Origin of the sequence: Geodermatophilus arenarius (assembly GCF_042654585.1) — a bacterium.
Classification (GTDB): domain Bacteria; phylum Actinomycetota; class Actinomycetes; order Mycobacteriales; family Geodermatophilaceae; genus Geodermatophilus; species Geodermatophilus arenarius.
Window position 1 is genome coordinate 82973 of sequence record NZ_JBHSGR010000007.1, and the last position, 24440, is coordinate 107412.

Consider the following 24440-nt stretch of genomic DNA (forward strand, 5'->3'; position numbering starts at 1 on the left):
GTGTACCAGCTCTCCGCCAACATCGAACTGCTCTTCACCGAGGCCGGTGCCGACGCCGGCGACCGGGTCCGCGCCGCCGCGGCCGCCGGGTTCGACGCCGTCGAGATGTGGTTCTCCACCGACAAGGACCTCGACTCGCTGAGCAAGGCGCTGGCCGACACCGGCGTGCAGCTGACCTCGCTGCTCGCCGGCCCGCGGATGGGCTTCACCTTCCCGGGCACCGACCTCGCGCCGGCCCACGAGGGACTGGACGTCGCCGTCGAGCACGCGAAGCTCCTCGGCTGCCCGCGCGTGGTGCTCGCCTCGGGCGTGGGTTTCCCGGGCATGAACCGGCAGCGGAACCACCAGGTGATCATCGACATGTACGGGGAGGCGGTGGAGCGGCACAGCGACTCGGGTGTCGACTTCGTCCTCGAGCCGGTCAACTCCCGGGTGGACCACCCGGGCGCGCTCACCGACCGCACCGAGGACGCCGTGTACGTCGCTCGCGCCATCGGCAGCGACCGGTTCGGGATCCTCTACGACCTCTACCACTCGATCGCCCAGGGCGAGGACCCGGCGACCGAGCTGGCGAACGCCGCGGGCCACGTCAAGTACGTGCAGCTCGCCGACGCGCCGGGCCGGGGCGAGCCCGGCAGCGGCGCCGTCGACTGGCCCGCCCAGCTGGCCGTCCTGCGCGCCTCCGGTTACGACGGCCCGATCGGTCTCGAGTACTTCCCGACCGTCGAGACCACGAGGTCGGTCGAGTACATCCGGTCGGTCGCGGCGCAGGCGTGAGCGGGGACAAGCTCGACGTCCTCATCGCGACCGGCCGGGTCACCGTCGAGCACGACAACGAGCACCGCAGCTTCCGGCACCACACCGGCATGCTGACGGCGCTGCTGGAGTCGACCGGCCGGTTCCGCGTCCGGGTGCTCGAGGAGTTCCGCGGCGTCGGCGACGAACTGCTCGACCGCTTCGACGTCGTCCTGGTCATGTACGAGGGCCGGGACGACTACCACTCGCCGGCCGAGCGGCTCGGGGACACCACCGAGCAGGCGCTGATCCGCTTCGTCCGCGACGAGGGCCGCGGGGTGCTGTGGTTCCACGGCTCCTCCGTGCAGGAGCCGGAGTGGGGCTGGCCCGAGGAGTTCGACCGGATGCGGGGGGCCACGCTCAGCAGGACCACGGGCCTGCGCCCCCGCCCCCAGGCGGAGGTGACCGTCCGCTTCCCGGAGCCGCGCCACGCCATCACCGAGGGCCTGCCCGCGGAGTGGTCCGTGGTCAACGACGACGTGCTGACCGGCGCGCGGATGGACCCGTCGGCGACGGTCCTGCTCACCGTGTTCGACGACGTGGCGACCTACCGGCGGGCCGGCTGGCCGAACGCGCACACCCCGGTGGACATCCCGCCCGGCGGGATCGAGGACCTGCCCGGCATGGACACCGACCAGCCGCTGGCGTGGGCCAACGAGTGGGGTGCGGGGCGGAGCGTGAGCATCGTCCTCGGGCACGACTGGGACACCTTCCGCAAGGTCCCCTTCATGACGCTGCTCGTGCGCGGCGTCGAGTGGGCGGCCACCGGGCAGGTCACACTCGGACCGCCCGAGCGGACCGGCGCGGCGCGGTGGCGGGTGTGGCCCTACTACGCCGGTGACCCGTCGCGGTTCGACCGGGCCACCCCCGCGGCCGCGGCCGCCGCCCGGCACTGACCCGTCGTCCCCCTCCAGGAGGGCCCGTGACCCGGCCGCCGTCGGCGCGCGACGTCCTCGTCCTCGCGCAGATCGTCGACCTCGTCCGCACCGGCGTCGCGGTCACCCGGCCGGAGCTCGAGGCGGTGACCGGGCTGGGCCGGACCGTCGTCAACGACCGGCTGCGCGAGGGGGTCGACCTCGGCGTGCTCGCGGAGGTCGACCCCCTCGCCACCGGCAGCCGGGGCCGCCCGTCACGGGCGGTGCGGCTGCGCACCGAGGCCGGCCTGGTGCTCTCGGCGTCCCTGGGGGCGGTGTCCCTGCACGCGGCGGTCAGCGACCTCGCCGGCACCGGACTCGCCCACCGGTTCGAGCGGATCGACGTCCGCGACGGGCCCGAGCGCGTCCTGTCCCGGGTCGAGGCGCTGTTCGGGGACCTGCTGGCCGCGGTGCCGCAGCGGCCGGTGTGGGGGGTGGCCGTCGGCCTCCCCGGGCCGGTCGACGTCGCGACCGGCCGGGTCATCGCCCCGCCGATGATGCCGGGCTGGGACGGCGCCGACGTCCGGACCCGGTTCGGCGTCCGGTACGACGCGCCGGTCTGGGTCGACAACGAGGTCAACCTCATGGCGCTGGGGGAGTGGGAACGCGGCACACCCCGCGAGCGCCGCGACCTGCTGTTCGTCAAGGTGGCCACCGGCATCGGCAGTGCCCTGGTCACGGGTGGGCGGCTGCACCGGGGGGACAGCGGTGCCGCCGGCGACATCGGCCACGTGCGGGTGACCGACGACCCGTCCGCGGTCTGCCGGTGCGGGAAGACCGGGTGCCTGGAGGCGGTCGCCGGCGGCTGGGCGCTGGTCCGGCGGCTGACCGGGGAGGCGCGGGCCGGCCGCAGCCCGGTGCTGGCCGAGTGCCTGGCGCGCACCGGTCGGATCACCGGGGAGGACATCGGTGCCGCCACCGCCGCCGGCGACGAGGCCGCCCGGGCCGCGGTGGCCCGGGCGGGGCGCGTCACCGGCACCGCGGTGGCCGGCATCGTGAACTTCGCCAACCCGGGCACCCTCGTCCTCGGCGGTGGCGTGCTGCGGTCCGGTCCGCAGTTCTTCGCGGAGTTCGAGCGCGCGGTGTACGACGGCGCCATCGAGCTGGCCGCCCGCGCCCTGACCGTCCGCACCTCCTCCCTCGACCCGCGCGAGGGGACGACCGGCGGCGCGCTGCTCGTCGTCGACGCGCTGTTCCGGCCGTCGGTGATGCCGCTGTGGCTGGGCGCCGGATCGCCCCGGACCGCGGCGCCGCGACTGCAGGCGGCGACGTGAGGGCCCTGGTCGTCGGCGCCGGACCGGCCGGGTGCACGGCCGCGGTCGCCCTGGCCGGCCGGGGAGCCGACGTGGTGCTGGTGGAGGCGCACCCGGTGATCCGCCCGTCGGGTCCGGGGCTGGTCCTGCAGAGCGCGCCGCTGCGGGCGCTGGACTCCCTCGGGCTGCTCGAGGCCTGCCTCGAGCGGGGCCGCGCGCACGAGGAGATCGACCTGTGCGACGCGAGCGGCACGGTGCGGACGGTGCTGAGGCCGCCGTCCCTGCTCGAGGGGAGGCCGGCCTCGGTGGCCATCTCGCGGGCGGCGCTCGGCGAGGTCCTGGTCGCCGCGGTGACCGCCTCGGGCACGGACCTGCGGCCGGCCACGACGGTGACCGCGCTGGCCGACAGGGGGGACCGGGTCGAGGTCCGGCTCTCCGACGGTACGACCGAGGTCGTCGACGTGGTCGTCGGCGCGGACGGGCTGCACTCGCGCACCCGGGCCCTGGTCCTGCCGGCCGCGCCCGAGCCCCGGCCGAACGGGCAGCTGATCTGGCGCGCGCCGGCCCCGCGGCCACCCGAGGTGACGCGGTACTCGATGCTCGACGGAGGTCCGGAGCGGGGGAAGGTCGGCGTCGTCCCGGTGTCGGACTCCTCGCTCTACGTCTGGCTGCTGGAGCCCGACCGCGGCGTGGAGCGCCCGCACCCCGACCGGCTGGCCGCCGCCTTCCGCGAGCGCCTGCGCCCCTTCGGCGGCGCAGTGCCGCTGGTCGCGGACCGCGTGGACGACGTCGACGTGCGGTCGCTGCAGTCGCTGCTCGTCCCGCTGCCGTGGTCCCGCGGCCGGACGGTGCTGGTCGGGGACGCCGTCCACACCACCACGCCGCAGATGGCCTACGGCGTCGGCCTGGCGATCGAGGACTCCGTCGTCCTCGCCGACGTGCTGGCCGAGGACGACGACGTGCCGGCCGTCCTGCTCGGGTTCGGGGAGCGGCGGTTCGACCGCTGCCGGCTGGTCGTCGAGACCTCCGTGCGGCTGGGGGAGTGGGAGCAGCGCCCACCCGCCGACCCGGCGCTCCCGGGACGCCTGACCGGACGGGTCCTGGCCGAGCTCGCCCGGCCCCTCTGACCGGCACCCACAGCTCGCGCACGCGCGTCGGCGTCCCGACCTGTGGTCCCCGACCGGCGACATCCCGTCCGTCGGGACGACCCCGGCCGGCGGACCACCCCGGCGCCGCCGGTGCCCGCCGCCTCAGCCGTGCGGTGCCCGCACGGCGGCCACCGCGGCCCCGAGCACGGCTCCGGTGCCGATGCAGCCGGCGAGGAAGCGCGCCGCGTCCCGGTGCCACCCCGTGATCCTGGAGTCGCTCCTGCGAGGGGTCGTACGCACTGCTGCGTCCATGCCCGACACGGTCCCGCTGCGGTCGTCACGCCGGACTCATCCCGGAGGGATGGGGGACCGGATCGTCCGGATGCCGGGTCCCGGGACCGTCGACGCCGCCGGCCCGGCGTGCCACCGTGGTCGGCAGGTGCGGTGCACCGTGCGGCGCGCCCGGGGAGGACGGAGAGGGCCGTGGCGGACGTGAAGATCGAGCAGGAACTGACGCTCAGCCGCCCGGAGGTCGCCCGCCTCCTCCGGTCGCTGGCGGAGGGTCTGGAGTCCGACGACGGCGAGGTCGCCGTCCGGCTGGGGACCAGCACCGTCGAGCTGTCGGTCGGCGACCGGCTCCGCTGCGAGCTGGAGGTGGAGGTCGACGGCGACGAGATCGAGCTGGAGCTGGAGCTGACGTGGCCGACCTCGCGCGGCGCGGCCTCCGCCGCGCAGCAGGACCGCGCGGACGAGGAGGTGCCGACCGCCGCGGAGAGCTGGGCGGAGCCGGCTCCTCCCGCGCCGCGGAGTGCACCGGAGACCCGGACGAAGCCGGAGAAACGCCGCTCGTCGCCGGCCTGACCGCGCGGGCGGTGCGGTCGGCGCGGGCGGCGGGTCAGGGCCGGCGGGCGGCCCGCCGGCCCTGCGCCGCGTGGTGCCGGATGACCCGGGCGACCGTGCCTTAGGTGGCGGCGCGGTCGGCCCGGCCGCGCTCCACCGCCTCGGCGGTCAGCCGGTCGAAGGTCGCGGCGATCCGGGTGTCGGTGTCGGCGAGGAGCCGGCCGAGGTCGCGGGCCCGCTGGGTGGCCCGCTGCACGCGCTCGGCCGGCGGCAGCAGCGGGGCGGCGGGGAGCCGAGCCACGCCCGGACGGTCTTCCGGTCGCCGGCGGCCTCCCAGCCGTGCGCGGCCGACAGCCGGGCCACCGCCCCCCACGACGCGACGGGGCCGCGGGACGTCCGTGGCCCCCGTCCGTGGAACTCCGCGGGCCGGCGGGCAGTTGCCCGTGTGACGGCGCCGTGCCCCTGCCCCCCGCGGTGCCGCTGCCGCCCGCGACCGGCGGGCGGGTGCGGGGCACCGATCGCGAGGAGGGACCGGGCCGGTGGCCGAGGTGTGCGAGTCCGTGACCATCGACGGAGGGGTGCTGGTCGGGCACGACGGCTCCGCCGGCGCCCAGGAGGCGCTGGTGTGGGCGGCCGGCCTGGTCGGGCGGACCGGACTCCCGCTGCACGTGCTCCGGGCGTGGAGCCTGACCACCGCGCCGCGGCCGTCCACCTGGGAACCGGGCTACGTCCCGCCCCTGGAGGACTCCGAGCAGGCCGTGCGCGACGACCTGGAGCGCTGCGTCGCCGCGGCCGGCCTCGACCCGGCGGTGCGAGTGCGCACGCACGCGGTCCACGGCCCGGTGGCCCGGGTCCTGGTGCAGGCGGCCGGGGGCGCGGACCTGCTCGTCGTCGGCGCCCGGGGCGGCGGTGGCTTCGCCGGGCTGCTGCTCGGGTCGACCAGCGACCAGCTGGTCCACCACGCGCCGTGCCCGGTGACGGTGGTCCGCACCGGCACCGGACGCCCGCTCTCCTGGACCGCGGCGCCCGGGGAGGCCACCGCCTGACGTCGCCGCGCGTCCGGGCCCCCGTTCAGGCGCGGGGCATCCGCGAGCGGCCGGCGTCCGGGGCGGCCCCGGTCCGCAGCAGCGGCAGGGTCCGCCGCGGCACCAGCTCCGACAGCGCGACGACGCTGGTCGACCGGACCACCGACGGCGACCGGTTGAGCTCGACCAGCACCTGCTGCAGCGCCTCGTGCGACGCCGCGCCCACCCGGCACAGGACGTCGCCGCTGCCCGTCGTCGCGTGCGCCTCCAGCACACCGGGGATGGCCTCGAGGTCGGCGCGGACCGCCTCGATCGCGCCCTGCGCGATCTCCAGCGTCACGAACGCCTGGACACCGAACCCGGCCGCGGCGACGTCGACGTCCGGGCCGTAGCCGGTGACGACGCCGGACCGCTCGAGGCGCGCGACGCGGGCGGTGACCGTCGCCCGGGCCACGCCGAGCAGGCGGGACAGCTCCAGCGCGCCGGCACGGGGGTGCTCCCGCAGCGCCTCCAGCACCGCGACGTCCAGCGCGTCGAGCGTCATGCGTCCTCCCGGGGCGCGAGCTGTGCAGTCTGCCCAGTCGACAGGCCGGTCCGCTGGGCCAGCGGTGCAGCCGGACCAGCACCTGCGGTCAGGGTTGCACAGCACGGCCTCCCGCAGTGGGCTCTCCCCACGTCCCCGCGCAGAGGAGGCCTCCGGTGTCGATCGAGCAGACCCTCAACGACGAGGAACGCCTGGCCGGACTCGACCTGCGGCAGCTGGAGCAGCTGGTCGGCCTGGTGCAGTACGACGAGTCGGCCGACCCGTTCCCGGTCTCGGGCTGGGACGCGCTGGTGTGGGTCGTCGGCAACGCCGTGCAGACGGCGCACTTCCTCCAGTCGGCCTTCGGCATGGAGCTGATCGCCTACTCCGGCCCCGAGACCGGCAACCGCGACCACCGCGCCTACGTGCTGCGCTCCGGCGCCGCCCGCTTCGTCGTCACCGGCGCCTACGACCCCGCCAGCCCCCGCGCCGACCACCACCGCGCGCACGGCGACGGCATCGTCGACATCGCCCTCGCCGTGCCCGACGTCGACCGGTGCGTCGCCCACGCCCGCGCCCAGGGCGCCACCGTCGTCGCCGAGCCGCACGACCTCACCGACGAGCACGGCACCGTCCGGCTGGCCACCATCGGGGCGTACGGCGACACCGTGCACACCCTCGTCGACCGCTCCCGCTACACCGGCCCCTACCTGCCCGGTTACGTCGCCCGGACGTCGTCCCACCGGCCGCGGCCCGGCCGCCCGCGCCGGCTGTTCCAGGCCGTCGACCACGTCGTCGGCAACGTCGAGCTCGGCGCCATGGACCGCTGGGTCGACTTCTACAACCGGGTCATGGGCTTCACCAACATGGCGGAGTTCATCGGCGACGACATCGCCACCGACTACTCCGCGCTGATGAGCAAGGTCGTCGCCAACGGCAACCACCGGGTCAAGTTCCCGCTCAACGAGCCGGCGGTGGGGAGGAGGAAGTCGCAGATCGACGAGTTCCTCGAGTTCTACCGCGGTCCCGGCGCCCAGCACGTGGCGCTGGCCACCGACGACATCGTCGCCACCGTCGACGCGATGCGCGCCGAGGGCGTCGAGTTCCTCGCGACGCCGGACTCCTACTACGAGGACCCGGGGCTGCGCGCCCGCATCGGCGAGGTGCGCGTGCCGATCGAGGAGCTGCAGGCCCGCGGGATCCTCGTCGACCGCGACGAGGACGGCTACCTGCTGCAGATCTTCACCACGCCCACCGGCGACCGGCCGACGGTGTTCTTCGAGCTCATCGAGCGGCACGGCTCGCTCGGTTTCGGCAAGGGCAACTTCAAGGCACTCTTCGAGGCCATCGAGCGCGAGCAGGAGAAGCGCGGCAACTTCTAGGAGGGCCACCCTTCCCCCCACGCCTCGCTCCGCTCGGCGCGGGCCCCTGAAGGGTGGCGGTTCCAGTCCCTCACCAGGGAGGCCACCATGGCGTTCTACCGGAGGGTGGGCGAGGTCCCGCCCAAGCGGCACACGCAGTTCCGGCGTCCCGACGGCGGCCTGTACGCCGAGGAGCTGATGGGGGAGGAGGGCTTCTCCAGCGACTCCTCGCTGCTCTACCACCGCGGCCTGCCCTCGGCGCTGGTCGACGCCCGCCCGTGGGAGCTGCCCGACCAGACCCTGACGCCGAACGCACCGCTCGTGCCGCGCCACCTCAGGCTGCACGACCTGTTCCCGGGGGAGGAGCCCAAGGGGGTCGACCCGGTCACCGGCCGACGGCTGGTGCTGGGCAACGCCGACGTCCGCCTCTCCTACGCCGTCTCGTCGCTGCCCAGCCCGTACTACCGCAACGCGGTCGGCGACGAGTGTGTGTTCGTCGAGCGCGGCACCGCCACCGTGGAGACCGTGTTCGGCGCGCTGGAGGCCGGCGCGGGCGACTACGTGGTGGTCCCGCGGGCCACCACCCACCGCTGGGTCCCCACCGGCGACGAACCGCTGCGCACCTACGCGATCGAGGCCAACTCCCACATCGCGCCGCCCAGGCGCTACCTGTCCCGCTACGGGCAGTTCCTCGAGCACGCGCCCTACTGCGAGCGCGACCTCCGCGGCCCGGACGCCCCGCTGCTGGCCGAGGGCACCGACGTCGAGGTGTACGTCAAGCACCGCGGCCCCGGGCCCGGCGGGCTGGCCGGCACCGTCCACGTGACGCCGGAGCACCCCTTCGACGTCGTCGGCTGGGACGGCTGCCTCTACCCCTACGCGTTCGCCGTGGCGGACTTCGAGCCGATCACCGGGCGGGTGCACCAGCCGCCGCCGGTGCACCAGGTGTTCGAGGGCGCGAACTTCGTCATCTGCAACTTCGTGCCGCGGAAGGTCGACTACCACCCGCTGGCCGTGCCGGTGCCCTACTACCACTCCAACGTCGACAGCGACGAGGTCATGTTCTACGTCGACGGCGACTACGAGGCGCGCCGGGGCTCGGGGATCGGCAGGGGGTCGGTCTCGCTGCACCCCGGCGGGCACAGCCACGGCCCGCAGCCCGGCGCGGTGGAGCGGTCGCTCGGCGCGGAGCGGTTCGACGAGCTGGCGGTCATGGTCGACACCTTCCGCCCGCTCGAGCTCGGCGAGGCCGGCACCGCCTCCGACGACGGCCGCTACGCCTGGAGCTGGTCGGGCCGGGGACCCGGCGCGTGAGCTGACGGGACCGGCCCGCCGGTCACCGGCGCGCGGGCGGCGGCGACGGCCGCGGCCAGCGTGGCCCGCAGGGCGGCGTCCCGCCGCGGTCCGGGCAGGTCCCACAGCGCGGCGACCGCCGCCTCCAGGCGGTGGCGCCCCGGCCCCTGCCGGTACAGCGGGTCCAGCCACCGGGCGAGGCCCGCCCGCGGCCCGGTGCCGGCGACGCGGACGCACCGCCGCCCGGCGCGGGCGAGGTGCCGGCGCAGCAGGGCCGGGTGCTCCGTCGCGGCGTCGGCGGCCCGCAGCGCCCCCTCGACGACGGCGGCCGTGCGGCGGGCGTCCCGGAAGCGGGCGGTGCCGGCCAGGGCGGGGGCGAAGGCGGCCAGCAGCGGCCGCCCGTCGTCGGTGGAGGCGTCGTTCACCAGCCGGGCCAGCGCGGCCAGGGTGGGGTCGGTGCAGCGGGGGTGGTCGTCGAAGGAGGTCCCGGCGAGCACCGAGACGTACTCCATGAGACAGGCGCCCTGCTCCGGCGACGCGTGCCACCCGGCGCGGAGCCGGGGGAGCCCGTCGGGGACGACGGGCCGGTCGGTCCTCTCCACGGTCCACCACCGGTTCGGTCGACGGACGGCGACGGCGCGGCCAGTGTCGCGCGCACCGCCGCCGCTGTGGGCGGGCCGGCGCGCGCGGGCTCGTCCGGGGTGCCCGCCCGCGCGTCGCCCGGACCGGACAGGTCGCGGCGCGCGCCGAGCGGCGCCTGCTGCGCGCCCGGGGTCAGGGGACCGGGGGCAGGTCGGTCACCTCGACGGTGAGCTCGCCCCCGCCCTCGTGCCGCGCGGTCAGCCGGCCGGCCCGGCGCAGCATCCCCAGCGAGGCGCGGTTGTGCGCGGCCACGGTCGTGCGCAGCCGGACGACGTTGCGGGGCCGGCGGGCCAGCACGGCGTCCAGCAGCGCGCGGCCCACACCGCGGCCCTGCCAGGAGTCGAGCACGGTGACCGCGACGTCGGCCGTCTCCGGCTCGCCGGGCCACCGCACCAGCCGGGCCACGCCGACCGGGCGGGCGCCGCCGTCGACGGGGAAGGCGGTGAGGACGACGGCGACGTGGTCGACGCCGTCCACGCCGTCGACCAGGAGCCGCAGGAGGGAGTCGGACAGCTCGGGCAGGTCGGTGAGGAAGCGGGAACGCCGCGACTCGGGCGAGAGCTCGGCGTAGCCGGCCCGCAGCGCCTCGCCGTCGGTGTCCAGCAGCGGCCAGACCAGGGCCGGGGTGCCGTCGGCGAGGACGGCCTCCGTCAGCGGGCCGGCCGCGTCAAGGGCCCGCTCGGTGGTCGTGCTCGGGGTGCTCACGACGGGTACAACGCCCGCGCGGGTCGCATCCGTCCGGGATGTGCGCGGGAGCACGTCGTTGCCACGGGGCGCCGCGGCCCGCACCCTCGCTGCATGACGCGCAGGGGGACGTCCACCGGCACCGTGGTCCGCTGGGACGAGCAGGCGCGCGGCGCCGTCGTGGAGGTGCCCGGCCTGCCCGGCGACTGCTGGGCCGACGCCGCCGCCGTCGACCCGGCCGGCGGCACGCTGCGCGCCGGGCAGGTGGTCACCGTGGACTGGGTCGAGGAGCCGGCGCACGGGCGGCCGTTCCGCGCGGTGCGCGTCCGGCGGCGGGAGGACCTGCAGGCCACACCCGGCGCCTGAGCCCGGACCCGCGCGCGACCCGCTGGGCGCGAGCGGTCACGCGGAGCACGATGACCGGTACGCCACAGTCCGTGCCGGCGTCAGGAGGGCCCGTGGAGCAGCGGACCGGAGCACGCGCACCCCTCGGGACGGCGACGGGCGCCGCGGTCCTCGTCCTCCTCGCCGCCGCGTGCGGCACGGGGCAGGACGCGGAGACCGCCCGGGAGACGCCGGACACCCCGGGCGTCGACGGCTCGGTCGGGCAGGTGGCCCTCAGCGACGTGTACCTCGACGCCGACGCGACGATCGCCGCCGGCGACTCGGTCGCCCTCCGCGGCGCGCTGACCAACGACGGGGACACCGACGACCGGCTGGTCTCGGTGAGCACGCCCGCGGCCGGGTCGGTCACGCTGCTCGACGAGCAGGGCGACAGCAGCCCCGACGGCATCGACCTGCCCGCCGACGGCTCGGTCGACGCGACCCGGGGCCAGGTCCGGATGCAGCTCGACGACGTGACCGCCGACATCACCACCACGGACACCGTCCAGGTCACGTTCGCCTTCCAGGAGGCCGGGCAGGTGCAGCTGGACGTGCCCGTCGGGACGGCGGGGTCGTAGGGCCGGCGGGGACCCGGCTCGGGCCGGCGGCGCCGCGGGCGTGCTCTGACACACTCGCCGCACCGTCTCCCGAGCCCTCCAGGAGGACCCGTGCGCGCCGCGCAGATCACCAGCCTCGACGGCCCCTCGGCCATCTCCGTCGCCGACGTCCCCGAGCCCGACGCCGGCGGCAAGGTCGTGATCGACGTGCACGTCGCCGGCGTGACCTTCCCCGAGGTGCTGCTCAGCCGCGGCGAGTACCAGCTCAAGCCGCCGGTGCCGTTCGTGCCCGGCAGCGAGGTGGCCGGCGTCGTGCGCAGTGCCCCGGAGGGCAGCGGGCTCGCCGCCGGGCAGCGGGTGGCGGCCTTCCCCGGCTTCGGCGGCTTCGCCGAGGTGGCCGCGGCCGACCCGGGCTTCGTCTTCCCGCTGCCCGACGGCGTCTCCTTCGAGCAGGGCGCCGCGCTGCCGATGAACTACCTGACCATGCACTTCGCGCTGCGCCGGCGGGGGCAGCTGCGCGAGGGCGAGACGGTGCTCGTGCACGGCGCCGCGGGCGGGCTGGGGACGGCGGGCGTCCAGCTCGCCAAGGCCTACGGCGCGCGGGTGCTCGCGGTGGTGTCCAGCGAGGCCAAGGGCGAGGTGGCCCGCGCCGCCGGCGCCGACGAGGTCGTGCTCGCCGACGGGTTCCGCGAGCGGGTGAAGGAGCTCACCGGCGGCCGCGGCGTCGACGTCGTCGCCGACCCGGTCGGCGGGGACCGGTTCACCGACTCGCTGCGCAGCCTCGGCCGCGAGGGCCGGCTGCTGGTGCTCGGCTTCACCGGCGGCGAGATCCCGACCGTCAAGGTCAACCGGCTGCTGCTCAACAACGTGTCGGTGGTCGGCGTCGGCTGGGGCGCGTTCTGGACCGGCGACCCCGGCTTCGTGCGCGAGCAGTGGGCCGACCTGCTGCCGCTGCTCGAGCAGGGCCGCCTCCGGCCGGTGCTCGGCACGGTGCACGACCTCGCCGACGCCGCGGCCGCGGTCACCGAGCTCGACGAGCGCCGCGCCACCGGCAAGGTCCTGCTGCGCGTGCGCGACTGACCCGGGGCCGAAGGGCCCCGCGCGCCCGGGCCGTCCGGGCGTGGGGACGGGACGGGCCACCCCGCGAGGCTGGGGCGGTCCGTCCCGCACCCGACGCAGGAGGCAGCCATGACGGCGCTCTCCGCCCCGTACGCCGCGACCACCGACGTCCACGTCACCGGCCGGCGCGTCCTCGCCACGCTCATCGACAGCGTGGTCGTCGGCGCCGCCTTCACCCTGCTGGCCGCGGGCACCGACTCCATCGAGCAGGTGGGCCCGTGGGAGTGGGTGTCCGACGCCCCGCCCTGGGCCAGCGTGCTCTACGCCGTGGCGGCCCTCGCCTACTTCGTCCTCATGGAGGGGGCGCTCGGGCAGACGCTGGGCAAGATGGCGACCGGGATCCGGGTCGTCGACGAGCGGACGGGCGCCACGCCGCCGGGCTACGCCGCCGCGGCGATCCGCACCGTGCTGCGGGTGGTCGACGGTCTCCTCGGCTACCTGGTGGCCTTCGTCGTCGTGCTGTCCAACCCCCGCCGGCAGCGGCTCGGGGACATGGCCGCGCACACCCTGGTCGTCCGGACCTGACCGGCGCCGGTCACAGCGGCTTCGGCGAGCGGGCGGCGCGTGCCCGGACCCGGGCCCGGGTGCGGAGGGTCGGGACGGGCCGCGGTCCCCGACGGCCCGCCTCGTCCGCCCGGGGTGAGGCGGGGCCCGCCGCCGCGACGGGACGGTGGCGCGTCCGGCCTCGACCGTGCCACTCCCGACCGGCGGAGGACCCCATGGCCACGACGACACCCGCCAGGACCCCACCCGCCGCCCCGTCGTCCCGCCCGGCGCGGCGCCGGGTCCGGCCAGCACAGGTCCTCGCGCCGGTCCTCGCCGTCGTGACGGTCGCGTTCATCCCGCAGAACCGCGACCGGGTCACCGTCGACCTGTTCACCGTCGACGTCTCGTCGCCGCTGTGGCCGATCCTGACGATCGTGCTGCTGGTCGGCGTGCTCCTGGGGACGATCCTGCGCACCCGGCGGTGACGGGCCGATGACCTTCGACGTCGACCGGCTGCTGCGGCTGTGGACCGACCCGCTGCCCGGCGGACCCGCCGCGGAGGAGGCCTTCCGCGCGGTCTACACCGACCCCGTCACGGTCAACGGCCGGCCGCTGACCGCCGCCGACCTGGTCGCCCGCGCCCGGGCGGTGCAGGGCACCTTCGAGCGGGTGGAGCGGCAGGTCGTCGCCGTGGTCGAGGACGGCGACCGGGTCGTGGTCGCCTTCCGGATGGGCGGCCGGCAGGTGGGGCCGCTGCAGACCGCGGCCGGCCCGCTCCCGCCCACCGGCCGGGACGTGCGGCTGCGGGTGGTCGACGTCCTCACCCTCGACGGCGGCCGGATCGCCGACGTCTGGATGGTCGCCGACGAGCTCGGGGCGCTGGCCGCCGTCGACGCCGTCCGCCTCGTGCGCGCCTGACCAGGGCCTCCGCGAGCGCCCCCGGAACGGATCCGTCCGGGTCCTGACACCGGCGACGCGGGTGGGTAGCGTCACCGGGGTGACCACCCCGCAGGGTCTGGGCACCCCGACCGGACTCCGGCCGGGGGACCACGCCTGCTGGTCCTTCGGCGACGGCGCCGACCTGGCCGCGGCGGTCGTGCCCTTCCTCGAGGAGGGGCACCGGCGCGACGAGCAGCTGGTCGTGGTCGGCCCCTCGCGGTCCGCCCTGCTGGCCGCGGTGTCGGGGCTGCCGCACCGGGACGAGCTGTTCGCCGCCGGCCGGCTCGACCTGCAGACGACCGGCGACAGCTACACGGCCGCGGGCGGCCTCACCCCGGCCGAGCAGGTGGAGCACTACCGCGCCGCGACGCGGGCGGCGCTCGCCGGCGGGCGCACCGGCCTGCGGGTGGCCGCGGACGTCACCGAGCTGGTCCGCGGCGGGCGGGCCGGCCGCCGCCTGCTGCACGCCTACGAGCAGCTCGCCGACGAGCTCATGGCCGCGGTCCCCATGACCGCGCTGTGTCTCTACGACGCGTCGGTAGGCCCGGAGGTCCTCGGGCCGGTCGCCGTCCTCCACCCGCTGCAGCACCTCGGCGACCGGCTGCCGCTGGCGCACCTGTCCGGCCGCGGACCCCGGCTGTCGCTGCACGGCGAGGTGGACCTCACCGAGGCCGCGCACGTGGCGACCGCGCTGGTCGACGTCGCCGGCGACACCCCCGGCGAGCTGGTGCTCGACCTCGCGGACCTCGACTTCCTCGACGTCGCGGGCGCCCGGGCGCTGGCCGGCGCGGCACGGGAGCTGGCCGCCCGCGGGATCGACCTGCGGCCGGTCGCGGCGCGCCGGAACGTGCGGCGCTGCCTGGAGCTGTTCGGCCTGGCCCCGGAGCAGCCGTGACCTGGCTGCACCCGACCGGCGACTGGGACGGCACCGGCCTCGCCCACGAGGGGTTCGTCTTCTCCTCCGACGCCGAACTGGTCGAGCGGGTGGTGCCCTTCGTCCTCGAGGGCTTCCGCCGGGACGAGCCGGTGCTCGTGGTCGCCGGGGAGCGGGTGCGCAGCCTGCTGGCCGGGCAGCTGGGGACCGACCTCGGCCGGCTGGCGGTCTTCGCCGCCGCGGAGACCTGGTGGCGCGGCGGCCACGGCACGCTGCAGGCCTACGACCGCGACCTGCGCGCCCTCCGCGCCGAGGCGCCGAGCTGGCGGCTGGCCGCCGAGCCCGTGTGGCTGGCCCGGGAGGACGGGCGGGAGTGGAGCCGCTTCGAGGCGGTGGCCAACCGCTGCTACGACACGATGCCGTACTACAGCCTCTGCCTGCACGACGCCCAGCGGCTGCCCGCCGACGTCCTTGCGGCCGTCGCCCGCACCCACCCGCTCACCTGGGACGGTGCCGCCCCGGCACCCCAGCCGGCGTACGAGGACCCGGCCTGCTTCCTGCACCGGGCGCAGCCGGCCTGGACCCCGCGTCCCGAGGCCGCGCCCGTCCTGCCGGTGACGTCGCCGGGGCAGGGCCGCCGCGCGCTGAGCGTGCTGCTGCCGGCCGGCCGGCGCGCGCGGCTGGGCGACGTCGTCCTGGCCGCCCACGAGCTGCTGGTCAACGCGCTGGGGGCCGCCCCCTTCGCGGAGCTGTCGACCTGGACCGACGGGGACGCCTTCGTCGTCGAGGTGGCCGACGCCGGGCCCGGCCTGGCCGACGCGACGCTCGGCTACGTGCCCCCGGACCCCGCCGACGGCGCGCGCGGCATGTGGCTGGCGTGGAGCCTGGCCGACGACGCCGCCGTCTGCACCGGGCCGGCCGGCACCACGGTCCGGCTGTTCTTCCGCGCCTGACCCGGCGGCTCCCGACCCCACGGCACGGAGCGGTCCCCGCGGGCCGGTCCGGGCCTACGCTCGCTCCCACTCACGGGGCCGAGGGGGGCGTGCCGTGGGCGGGAACGGGCCGGGGACCGGGCGTCCGGTCGGGGTCGCGGTCGTCGGGTTCGGCTGGATGGGCACCGTGCACGCCCGGGCGCACGCCCGGGTCGGCCACCACTTCCCCGGCCTGCCCGTCGTCCCGCGGCTGGTCGCCGTCGCCGACGACGTCCCCGGCCGCGCCGAGGCCGCCGCCGCCGGCTACGGCTTCGCCACGGCCACCACGGACTGGCGGGCGGTGCTCGCCGACCCGCGCGTGGAGCTCGTGTCGGTCACCGCGCCCAACTGGCTGCACCGGGAGATCGGCGTCGCCGTCGCGGGGTCCGGCCGGCACCTGTGGATCGAGAAGCCGGTCGGCCTGACCGCCGACGACGCCCGCGCGGTGGCCGGCGCGGCCGCCGCGGCCGGCGTCCAGGGCGTCGTCGGGCTGAGCTACCGCAACGTGCCCGCGGTCGCCCTGGCGCGGGAGATGGTCGCCGCCGGCGAGATCGGCCGGGTGACCCACGCCCGCGTCGCCTTCCTCAGCGACTACGCCGCCGCGCCGGAGGGGGCGCTGACCTGGCGGTACGAGCGGGCCCGCGGCGGCAGCGGGGTCCTCGCCGACCTCGGCTCGCACGCCGTCGACCTGGTCCGCCACCTGCTCGGCGACGAGGTCGAGTCCGTGCTCGCCGACACGGCGGTGTTCGTGCCGCTGCGGCCCCGACCGGCCGGGCCGACGTCGGGGCACGCGCTGGCGGCCGGCGGCGTCCCGGGGCCGGTGGAGAACGACGACCACGTCGCGGCGCTGCTGCGGCTGTCCTCCGGCGCGCGGGTGGCGCTGGAGGCCAGCCGGGTGGCGGCGGGGGAGCAGAACGCCTACGGCTTCGAGGTGCACGGCAGCGCCGGGCGCCTGGCGTGGGACTTCCGCCGGATGGGCGAGCTGCAGGTCAGCCGCGGCCCGCTCGCGCAGGACCAGCCCGTCGCGACCGTGCTGGTCGGTCCCGGGGCGGGGGAGTACGCGGCCTTCCAGCCCGGGCCCGGCAACCCGATGGGCTTCGACGACCTGAAGGTCGTCGAGGCCCGCGACGCGCTGCTGGCGGCCGCGACCGGCGAGCCGCACGGCGCGACGCTGGCCGACGCGGTGCGGGCGGCGGACGTCCTGGACGCGATCGCGGAGTCCGCCGCCCGGGGGGAGCGGGTGGCGGTCCCCGCGGACCGGGCGGTCCCGGTCGGGGGCACGCCGGACCCTTGACGCCTCTGGTGCCCCATGTCACATTCCACATGTCACTATGTCCAGACATAAGGACGTCGTCGTGACGGGGGGTCCGGCGTCTGGACCGGCCGACGGCCGCCAGGAGGGTGGCCATCCCGACGAGGAGACGCCCATGAGGAGGACCCGCAGGTCGCTGCAGCTGGCGGTGGCGGTGAGCGCGACGGTCGTGGTCGCGAGTGCGTGCAGCAGCGAGGGCGGTGCCCAGAACGAGGGCGGCGGTGCGGACCAGGGCGACTACACGATCGCGATGATCACGCACGAGACGCCGGGGGACACCTTCTGGGACAAGATCCGCGCCGGCGCGGAGGCCGCCGCCGAGGCCCACGGCCTCACGCTCAACTACTCGAACGACCCGGATTCGAGTGAGGAGGCCACCCTCGTCCAGAACGCCGTGGACCAGGGGGTCGACGGCATCGCGGTCACCCTCGCCTTCCCCGACGCCGTCGGGCCGGCGGCGCAGTCGGCGATGGAGGCCGGCATCCCGGTCGTCGCCTTCAACTCCGGCATCGACGACTACGCCGACTACGGCGTGCCGATGTACTTCGGGTCCAACGAGGACCTCGCCGGCCAGACCGTCGGCACCCGGATCGGCCAGGAGGGCGGCGGCAAGGCCCTCTGCGTCATCCAGGAGCAGGGTCAGGTCGCGCTCGAGACCCGGTGTGCCGGCGTGGCGAAGACCTTCGCCAACACCGAGAACATCAACGTGCCCGGCGCCGACCTGCCCGCGGTGCAGCAGACGATCGGGGCCAAGCTCCAGCAGGACCCCGCGATCACCCACATCGTCACGCTGGGTGCGCCGATCGCCCTGGCGGCGCAGCAGGCCAAGGCCGACTCCGGCAGCCAGGCCCAGGTCGTCACCTTCGACCTGAACTCCGACGTGGCCGAGTCGATCCAGAACGGTGACATCGCCTTCTCCGTCGACCAGCAGCCCTACGTGCAGGGCTACATGGCCGTCACCGCCCTGTGGCTGAACATCACTAACGGCAACGACATCGGCGGTGGCGGCCCCGTCCTCACCGGCCCGTCGATCGTCGACGAGCAGAACATCGGCCCGATCGTCGAGTACGCGGCCAACAACACCCGGTAACCCCGCTCGGGGGGAGCCGGGGCCGCCCGGCTCCCCCCGCCCTCCCCCTGGAGTGCAGACATGAGCTCATCCGTGGCGACACCCCCCTCGGCGGCGCCGCCGTCGTCCGCCGTCCAGGCGCGCCCCCAGCGGTCGGTGGTCTCCCGGCTGCTGGCGCGTCCCGAGATCGGCGCGTTGGCCGCCGCGATCGCGATCTTCGTCTTCTTCTACGCGGTCGCCGCACCCTTCCGGAGCCTGCCCGCCTTCGCCACCGTGCTCTACGCCAGCTCGACGATCGGCATCGTCGCGGTCGGCGTCGCGCTGCTCATGATCGGCGGGGAGTTCGACCTGTCGTCCGGCGTCGCGGTGACCACCTCCGCCCTGGCCGCGGCGATGCTCACCTACCAGCTCAGCCTGAACATGTGGGTGGGCGTCCTGTTCAGCCTCGCGGTCGCGCTGGTCATCGGGTTCGTCAACGGCTACCTGGTGGTGCGGACCGGCATCCCGAGCTTCCTCATCACCCTGTCCACCTTCTTCGTCCTGCAGGGCGTCAACCTCGGCGTCACCAAGATCGTCACCGGGACGGTGGCGACGCCGAACGTCAGCGACATCGACGGGTTCGACTCGGCACGGGCGGTGTTCGCCAGCGACATCGACCTCGGGTTCATCACGGTCAAGATCACGGTGCTGTGGTGGCTGCTGTTCGTGGCCGTCGCCTCGTGGCTGCTGCTGCGCGCCCGGGCCGGCAACTGGATCTTCGCCGCCGGCGGCAACCAGGCCAGCGCCCGCGCGGTCGGCGTCCCCGTGCCCAAGGTCAAGATCGGGCTCTTCATGGGGGTCGCCTTCCTGGCCTGGTTCCTCGGGATGCACCTGCTGTTCAACTTCAGCTCGGTCCAGTCCGGCTTGGGCGTGGGCAACGAGTTCATCTACATCATCGCCGCGGTCGTCGGCGGTGCCCTGCTGACCGGCGGCTACGGCTCGGCGGTGGGCTCGGCCCTGGGCGCCTTCATCTTCGGCATGACCACCCAGGGCATCGTCTTCGCCGGCTGGGACCCGAACTGGTTCCGGACCTTCCTCGGCGTGATGCTCCTGCTCGCCGTGCTGGTCAACCTGTACGTCAAGAACTACGCCTCGCGGAGGAAGTGACGATGACCGACACCATCGCGGAGCACGCCGCCCCGGACCTGAAGGCCGGCACGCCGCTGGTCGAGATGGAGGGCGTCGGCAAGTCCTACGGCGCCATCCGCGCCCTCGAGGGCATCGACCTGCGGGTCAACGCCGGCGAGGTGGCCTGCGTCCTCGGGGACAACGGCGCCGGCAAGTCGACGCTCATCAAGATCATTTCGGGGTTGCACCCGCACACCGAGGGCACCCTGCGGGTCGACGGCCAGGAGCGGCACTTCAGCTCGCCACGGGAGGCGCTCGACGCCGGCATCGCGACCGTCTACCAGGACCTCGCGGTGGTCGGCCTCATGGAGGTCTGGCGCAACTTCTTCCTCGGCTCGGAGATCCGCAAGGGCAAGTACCCGATGGCGCCGCTGGACATCAAGGCCATGCGGGAGATCGCCGACACCGAGCTGCAGAAGATGGGCATCGTCGTCAAGGACATCAACCAGCCGATCGGCACGCTGTCGGGTGGTCAGCGCCAGTGCGTGGCGATCGCCCGGGCGGTGTACTTCGGCGCCCGGGTGCTCATCCTCGACGAGCCGACCGCGGCGCTCGGCGTCAAGCAGTCCGGCGTCGTCCTCAAGTACACGGCCGCGGCCCGCGACGCCGGCCTCGGGGTCGTCTTCATCACCCACAACCCGCACCACGCCTTCATGGTCGGGGACCACTTCGTGATCCTGAAGCTGGGCCGGCGGGTGCTGGACAAGAAGCGCTCGGAGGTCACCCTCGAGGAGCTCACCGGCGAGATGGCCGGCGGCCAGGAGCTCGCCGAGCTCTCGCACGAGCTGAAGCGCTGACCGCGCCCGGGTCCCCCCGCGCCGTCCCGCGCGGGGAGGACCCGGCCGTGCCCACCTCCCGCCGCAGCCGGACGGCCGGGCGACGCCGCACGTCCGCGTCGGCCCGGCCGGACCGGCGACGGCACCGCCCGCACCGCGCAGGGAGCCCGCCGTGACGACCACCGCCCCCCGCACCGCCACCGCGATCGACTACGACCCGTTCCGGCCGGACTTCTACACGTCCGACCCCTTCGGCCTGTACCGCCGGATGCGCGACGAGGCACCGGTGTGGCACAGCGAGCGCTGGGGCTGGTACGTGCTGACCCGCTTCGAGGACGTGCGGGCGGCCGCGCTCGACGCGGACACCTTCCGCAGCTTCGAGGGCATGGACATCGACGACAGCCGCCTCGAGCAGGCGCCGCCGGGGTCGATCGGGAGCATGGACAACCCCCGGCACGACCAGGTCCGCTCGGTCGTCCAGCCGTACTTCGTGCCCCGCCGGATCGCCGACCGGGAGGACGGCATCCGCGCCGTCGTCCGCGGGCTGGTCGGCACCTGGCGGGACCGCGGCACCGGCGGGCGGGGCACGGTCGACATCGCCCAGGAGCTGGCCTGGCCGATGCCCTTCGACGTGTTCTTCCACCTCATGGGCCTGCCGGGCCGGCACGACCCCGACCCCCTCGAGCAGGCGCGCCGCGAGCAGCTGGAGCACTGGACGCACGAGCTCAAGGACCGCGTGCCCGGCACCCCGCACCTCACCCCCGTGGCGCGGGCGGCCACCGCCGGCGTGCAGCAGTTCTTCATCGACCTGCTCGACGACCGCTGCCGCGCCGCCCGCGACGACCTGGTCACGCGGTTCGTGCAGGCCGACGTCGACGGCGTGCCGTTCGTCCCGGAGCGGGTGACGACGGAGTCCGAGGTCAGCGGCCTGATGATGATCCTGTTCCTCGGCGGCGTGGAGTCCACCGCCGGGCTGACCGGGACGCTGTTCCAGCTGCTGGCCGAGAACCCGGACCAGCGGGCGCTGCTGCGGGCCGACCCCTCGCTGATCCCGGCCGCGGTCGAGGAGGCGATGCGGCTGGTCACCCCGCTGCAGCTCACCGCCCGCACCACCTCCCGCGAGGTGACGCTGCACGGCGTGACGATCCCGGCCGGCGGCCGCGTCGTCCTAGTCATGGGCGCGGCCAACCGCGACGAGCGGCAGTTCCCCGACCCCGACGCGTTCGACGTCACCCGGCCCCGCGGCCGCCACCTCGGCTTCGGCGAGGGCGTGCACGGCTGCCTGGGCGCCCCGCTGGCCCGGCTCGAGGCGCGGATCGCGCTGGAGGAGGCGCTGCCGGTGCTCGGCGACTACGAGCTGGCCGGCCCGCCGGTCTTCTACCCGAGCTCCCCGAACATGTACGTCTGGAAGAACCTGCCGATCAGCTTCGGCGGGGCCGCCCGGCACCGCCCGCACGTGGAGGAGGTCCGGCACCGCACCACCAGCGTCACCCTCGCCGCCACCGAGTTCGAGGCGCCGGCCCGGGTGGCGGCCAAGCGCGAGGTCGCCGACGGCGTGGTGGAGCTGGTGCTGCGTGCGGCCGACGGCTCACCGCTGCCGGCGTGGGAGCCGGGCGCGCACGTCGACCTGGTCCTCGACGGGGCGCCCACCCGGCAGTACTCCCTGTGCGGCGACCCCGCCGACCACTCCGCGTACCGGCTCGGCGTGCTGCGCGACCCCGACGGGCGCGGCAGCTCCCGGTACGTGCACGACACCCTCCGGGAGGGCGACCCCGTGCGGGTGCGCGGCCCGCGCAACAACTTCCCGCTCGCGCCCTCGCCGCGGTACCTGTTCATCGCCGGCGGCATCGGCATCACGCCGGTCCTGCCGATGGTCCGGGCGGCCGAGGCGGCCGGCGCCGACTGGCGGCTGGTCTACGGCGGCCGGCGCCGCGCCTCCATGGCCTTCCTCGACGAGCTGGCCCCCCACGGCGACCGGGTGTCGGTCCGCCCGCAGGACGAGACCGGCCTGCTCGACCTGCCCGCGCTGCTCGGCACCCCGCAGCCGGACACCCTCGTCTACTGCTGCGGCCCCGAGCCGCTGCTCGCGGCGGTCGAGCGCGCGGTCGCCGGCTGGCCCCCGCGGTCGCTGCGCGTGGAGCGCTTCGCGCCGCGCCCGCGGACCGGGCCGGTGCGCGACGAGCCGTTCGAGGTGGTGCTGCGGCGCAGCGAGCTGACCCTGCCCGTGCCGGTGGACCGCTCGATCCTGGAGGTGGTGGAGGCGGCCGGGGTCGGGGTGCTGTCCTCCTGCGCGGAGGGCACCTGCGGCACCTGCGAGACGGCGGTGCTGGCCGGCACCCCCGACCACCGCGACTCCGTGCTCAGCGACGACGAGCGGCAGGCCGGCGACTGCATGATGATCTGCGTCTCCCGCGCCGCGGGCCCGCGTCTGGTGCTGGACCTGTGACCGCCGGCCCGCTGGGCGTCGCCCTCCTGGGGTCGGGGCGGATGGGCGCCTTCCACGCGCAGACCCTGGCCCGGCGGCTGCCGTCCGCGCGGCTGGTGGCCGTGGCCGACCCCGCGCAGGGCGCCGCCGAGTACCTGACCGGGGTGCTCGGCGCGGGCCGGGCCTACACCGACGCGGCGCAGGTGTGGGACGACCCGGAGGTCGACGCCGTCGTGGTGGCCGCGCCGGCCCGCGCGCACGCCGACCTCGTGGTCGCCGCCGCGGCCGCCGGCCGGCACGTGTTCTGCGAGAAGCCGATGGCGGTGACGCTGCCCGACGCCGACCGCGCCATCGACGCCGCCCGCGCCGCCGGCGTGGTGCTGCAGGTGGGCTTCAACCGCCGCTTCGCCCCGGACTGGGCCGCCGCCCGGGCCCTCCTGGACGACGGCATGCTGGGCACGCCGCGGCTGCTGCGCTCGCTGACCCGCGACCCGGGCGGCTTCGTCCCGGCGCGGGTGCGGCCGGACACCGTCTTCCTGGAGACGCTGATCCACGACTTCGACACGCTGCGGTTCCTGCACCCGGGCGCGGAGGCGGTGGAGGTGCACGCCGTCGCCGACGCGCTGGTCGAGCCGGCCTGGCGGGACCGGGGGCTGCTGGACACCGCGGTCGTCGTCGTCCGCTTCGCCGACGGCGCGATGGGGGTCGCCGAGGCCTGCTTCGAGGCGTCCTACGGCTACGACGTCCGCGGCGAGGTGCTCGGCTCCGGCGGCATGGCCACCATGGGCGACGGCCGCCGCACCGGCATGGTGTTCTCCGGCCCCGGCGGCCGGGTGGCGGAGACCGTCCGCAGCGACCAGGAGCTGTTCGCCGGCGCCTACACCGCCGAGCTCGCGGCGTTCGTCGACGCCGTCCGCGGCCGGACGCCGCCCCCGGTCACCGGGGAGGACGCCCGCGCGGCGCTGGCGATCGCGCTGGCCGCCGCGGAGTCGGTCCGGGCGGGCCGGCCGGTGCGGACCGACGAGGTGGAGAAGTGAGCCGGTACCGGCTCGCGGCGTCGGCGGAGATGCTGTTCCTCGACCTGCCGTTCCCCGAGCGGGTGCGGCGGATCGCCGCCGCCGGTCTCGAGGTCGAGATCTGGGACTGGACGGCGAAGGACCTCGACGCGCTCGCCGGCACCGGCGCCACGTTCTCCTCGATGACCGGCTACGTCACCGGCACCCTCGCCGACGACGACGGCGCGGCCGAGCTGCTGCGCACCGCCGAGCTGTCGCTGGCGGCCGCCGAGCGGCTGGACTGCCCCCGGCTCAACGTGCACGGCACCGGGCTGGACGCCCGCGGGCTGCCCGTCGTCCCCGCGGTCGTCGTGACCCCGGCGATGTGGCTGACCGCCGCCCGCACGCTGGCCCGGCTGGCGGGGCTCGGCGAGCGGGTCGGGCGGGTGTTCACCCTGGAGAACCTCAACACCGCCGTGGACCACCCGGGCACCCCGTTCGCCCGGGCCGCGGACACCATCGCGCTGGTCGAGGCCGTGGGCAGCCCGCACCTGCGGCTCAACCTCGACCTCTACCACGCGCAGATCGGCGAGGGGAACCTGGTCGCGCTGGTGGAGCGGGCGCTGCCGCTGGTCGGCGAGGTGCAGGTGGCCGACGTCCCGGGGCGGTGCGAGCCGGGCACCGGCGAGATCCGCCACGAGGCGGTCGCGGCCGCGCTCGACCGGCTCGGCTACGACGGCGTCGTCGCGCTGGAGGGCTGGGCGTCCGGCGACCCGGACGACGCGCTGAAGGCGTTCCGCGCCGCCTACGGCTGACGTGTTTGTCCGGACGTCCTGATGTCCGGCTGCCCCGATGTGGGGACGACAGGAGGTGCCCGCCCGGGTGCGATCATCGGGGACGCGGGAAGCGGGTCTCCGGACCGACCCGCGGTGCTCGCTTCCCGGGAGG

At 76.0% G+C, this 24440-nt stretch carries 27 protein-coding genes; 23 read left to right on the forward strand and 4 right to left on the reverse strand.

The annotated features are described in order from the left end of the window. The 5 genes from ACFO3M_RS08355 to ACFO3M_RS08375 all read left to right on the forward strand — a co-directional run bounded on the left by ACFO3M_RS08355 (position 1) and on the right by ACFO3M_RS08375 (position 4911). Positions 1–777 (forward strand): TIM barrel protein, encoded by a 777-nt coding sequence (locus tag ACFO3M_RS08355; protein ID WP_387988113.1) that lies wholly within the window; start codon positions 1–3, stop codon positions 775–777. Then, the gene (locus ACFO3M_RS08360) at positions 774–1691 is read left to right on the forward strand and encodes a ThuA domain-containing protein (protein ID WP_387988114.1); all 918 of its coding nucleotides are present in this window, start codon (positions 774–776) and stop codon (positions 1689–1691) included. Before ACFO3M_RS08355 ends, ACFO3M_RS08360 begins: the two co-directional genes overlap by 4 nt. A 26-nt stretch (positions 1692–1717) precedes the next feature. Then, a complete protein-coding gene (locus ACFO3M_RS08365) occupies positions 1718–2983 on the forward strand; it encodes an ROK family protein (RefSeq protein WP_387988115.1) in 1266 nt (421 codons plus the stop codon). Then, positions 2980–4089, forward strand: coding sequence for an FAD-dependent monooxygenase (locus ACFO3M_RS08370; protein WP_387988116.1), 1110 nt, complete (start codon positions 2980–2982; stop codon positions 4087–4089). Before ACFO3M_RS08365 ends, ACFO3M_RS08370 begins: the two co-directional genes overlap by 4 nt. A gap of 444 nt (positions 4090–4533) precedes the next feature. Next, complete coding sequence (locus ACFO3M_RS08375; RefSeq protein WP_387988117.1) at positions 4534–4911, forward strand: amphi-Trp domain-containing protein; 378 nt, start codon at positions 4534–4536, stop codon at positions 4909–4911. 100 nt (positions 4912–5011) lie between these two features. On the opposite strand, the gene ACFO3M_RS08380 is transcribed toward ACFO3M_RS08375, so the two are convergent. Then, positions 5012–5191, reverse strand: a complete 180-nt coding sequence (locus ACFO3M_RS08380) for a hypothetical protein (RefSeq protein ID WP_387988118.1) — start codon at positions 5189–5191, stop codon at positions 5012–5014. A 259-nt stretch (positions 5192–5450) separates the two neighbouring features. On the opposite strand from ACFO3M_RS08380, the gene ACFO3M_RS08385 reads away from it, so the two are divergent. Further along, the gene (locus tag ACFO3M_RS08385; RefSeq protein WP_387988119.1) at positions 5451–5936 is read left to right on the forward strand and encodes a universal stress protein; all 486 of its coding nucleotides are present in this window, start codon (positions 5451–5453) and stop codon (positions 5934–5936) included. A gap of 25 nt (positions 5937–5961) precedes the next feature. Here ACFO3M_RS08385 and ACFO3M_RS08390 read toward each other — a convergent pair whose 3' ends face one another. Continuing rightward, entirely contained in the window at positions 5962–6459 is a 498-nt protein-coding gene (locus tag ACFO3M_RS08390) for an Lrp/AsnC family transcriptional regulator (protein ID WP_387988120.1), read from the reverse strand. A 155-nt stretch (positions 6460–6614) separates the two neighbouring features. On the opposite strand from ACFO3M_RS08390, the gene hppD reads away from it, so the two are divergent. Continuing rightward, positions 6615–7820: a 4-hydroxyphenylpyruvate dioxygenase gene (hppD, locus tag ACFO3M_RS08395; RefSeq protein WP_387988121.1), complete on the forward strand. Its 1206-nt coding sequence runs from the start codon at positions 6615–6617 to the stop codon at positions 7818–7820. Between the two features lie 87 nt (positions 7821–7907). Next, positions 7908–9113 (forward strand): homogentisate 1,2-dioxygenase, encoded by a 1206-nt coding sequence (locus ACFO3M_RS08400; RefSeq protein ID WP_387988122.1) that lies wholly within the window; start codon positions 7908–7910, stop codon positions 9111–9113. Here the strand turns inward: ACFO3M_RS08400 and ACFO3M_RS08405 are convergent. Together ACFO3M_RS08405 and ACFO3M_RS08410 are read right to left on the reverse strand one after the other, a co-directional pair. Next, positions 9074–9694 (reverse strand): hypothetical protein, encoded by a 621-nt coding sequence (locus ACFO3M_RS08405; RefSeq protein ID WP_387988123.1) that lies wholly within the window; start codon positions 9692–9694, stop codon positions 9074–9076. The two genes, ACFO3M_RS08400 and ACFO3M_RS08405, sit on opposite strands and share 40 nt — an antisense overlap. A gap of 172 nt (positions 9695–9866) precedes the next feature. Further along, a complete protein-coding gene (locus ACFO3M_RS08410) occupies positions 9867–10439 on the reverse strand; it encodes a GNAT family N-acetyltransferase (RefSeq protein ID WP_387988124.1) in 573 nt (190 codons plus the stop codon). Positions 10440–10532: 93 nt separating this feature from the next. Here ACFO3M_RS08410 and ACFO3M_RS08415 point away from each other — a divergent pair, with 93 nt between their 5' ends. The 15 genes from ACFO3M_RS08415 to ACFO3M_RS08485 all read left to right on the forward strand — a co-directional run bounded on the left by ACFO3M_RS08415 (position 10533) and on the right by ACFO3M_RS08485 (position 24307). Then, a complete protein-coding gene (locus ACFO3M_RS08415; RefSeq protein ID WP_387988125.1) occupies positions 10533–10784 on the forward strand; it encodes a hypothetical protein in 252 nt (83 codons plus the stop codon). A 92-nt stretch (positions 10785–10876) separates the two neighbouring features. Next, positions 10877–11380 (forward strand): copper chaperone PCu(A)C, encoded by a 504-nt coding sequence (locus ACFO3M_RS08420; RefSeq protein WP_387988126.1) that lies wholly within the window; start codon positions 10877–10879, stop codon positions 11378–11380. A 90-nt stretch (positions 11381–11470) separates the two neighbouring features. After that, complete coding sequence (locus ACFO3M_RS08425) at positions 11471–12439, forward strand: NADPH:quinone oxidoreductase family protein (protein ID WP_387988127.1); 969 nt, start codon at positions 11471–11473, stop codon at positions 12437–12439. Between the two features lie 108 nt (positions 12440–12547). Continuing rightward, positions 12548–13003, forward strand: coding sequence for an RDD family protein (locus ACFO3M_RS08430; protein WP_387988128.1), 456 nt, complete (start codon positions 12548–12550; stop codon positions 13001–13003). A gap of 299 nt (positions 13004–13302) precedes the next feature. After that, positions 13303–13449: a LapA family protein gene (locus ACFO3M_RS08435; protein ID WP_387988129.1), complete on the forward strand. Its 147-nt coding sequence runs from the start codon at positions 13303–13305 to the stop codon at positions 13447–13449. A gap of 7 nt (positions 13450–13456) precedes the next feature. Further along, entirely contained in the window at positions 13457–13882 is a 426-nt protein-coding gene (locus ACFO3M_RS08440) for an ester cyclase (RefSeq protein ID WP_387988130.1), read from the forward strand. Between the two features lie 79 nt (positions 13883–13961). After that, positions 13962–14798: an MEDS domain-containing protein gene (locus tag ACFO3M_RS08445; protein WP_387988131.1), complete on the forward strand. Its 837-nt coding sequence runs from the start codon at positions 13962–13964 to the stop codon at positions 14796–14798. Beyond that, entirely contained in the window at positions 14795–15730 is a 936-nt protein-coding gene (locus ACFO3M_RS08450; RefSeq protein ID WP_387988132.1) for an anti-sigma factor RsbA family regulatory protein, read from the forward strand. Before ACFO3M_RS08445 ends, ACFO3M_RS08450 begins: the two co-directional genes overlap by 4 nt. Positions 15731–15824: 94 nt before the next feature. Next, entirely contained in the window at positions 15825–17042 is a 1218-nt protein-coding gene (locus ACFO3M_RS08455; protein WP_387988133.1) for a Gfo/Idh/MocA family protein, read from the forward strand. A 133-nt stretch (positions 17043–17175) separates the two neighbouring features. Next, positions 17176–18150 carry a substrate-binding domain-containing protein gene (locus ACFO3M_RS08460; protein ID WP_387988134.1) on the forward strand — a complete coding sequence of 325 codons (975 nt, stop codon included), beginning with the start codon at positions 17176–17178 and terminating at the stop codon, positions 18148–18150. Positions 18151–18222: 72 nt separating this feature from the next. Then, a complete protein-coding gene (locus tag ACFO3M_RS08465; RefSeq protein ID WP_387988135.1) occupies positions 18223–19275 on the forward strand; it encodes an ABC transporter permease in 1053 nt (350 codons plus the stop codon). Between the two features lie 2 nt (positions 19276–19277). Continuing rightward, positions 19278–20093 carry an ATP-binding cassette domain-containing protein gene (locus ACFO3M_RS08470; protein ID WP_387988136.1) on the forward strand — a complete coding sequence of 272 codons (816 nt, stop codon included), beginning with the start codon at positions 19278–19280 and terminating at the stop codon, positions 20091–20093. Between the two features lie 151 nt (positions 20094–20244). Beyond that, complete coding sequence (locus tag ACFO3M_RS08475; RefSeq protein ID WP_387988137.1) at positions 20245–22518, forward strand: cytochrome P450/oxidoreductase; 2274 nt, start codon at positions 20245–20247, stop codon at positions 22516–22518. Beyond that, positions 22515–23534, forward strand: a complete 1020-nt coding sequence (locus ACFO3M_RS08480; RefSeq protein WP_387988138.1) for a Gfo/Idh/MocA family oxidoreductase — start codon at positions 22515–22517, stop codon at positions 23532–23534. The genes ACFO3M_RS08475 and ACFO3M_RS08480 overlap by 4 nt, the downstream gene beginning before the upstream one ends. Continuing rightward, positions 23531–24307 carry a TIM barrel protein gene (locus tag ACFO3M_RS08485; protein WP_387988139.1) on the forward strand — a complete coding sequence of 259 codons (777 nt, stop codon included), beginning with the start codon at positions 23531–23533 and terminating at the stop codon, positions 24305–24307. Before ACFO3M_RS08480 ends, ACFO3M_RS08485 begins: the two co-directional genes overlap by 4 nt. The last annotated feature ends 133 nt before the right edge of the window (positions 24308–24440 follow it).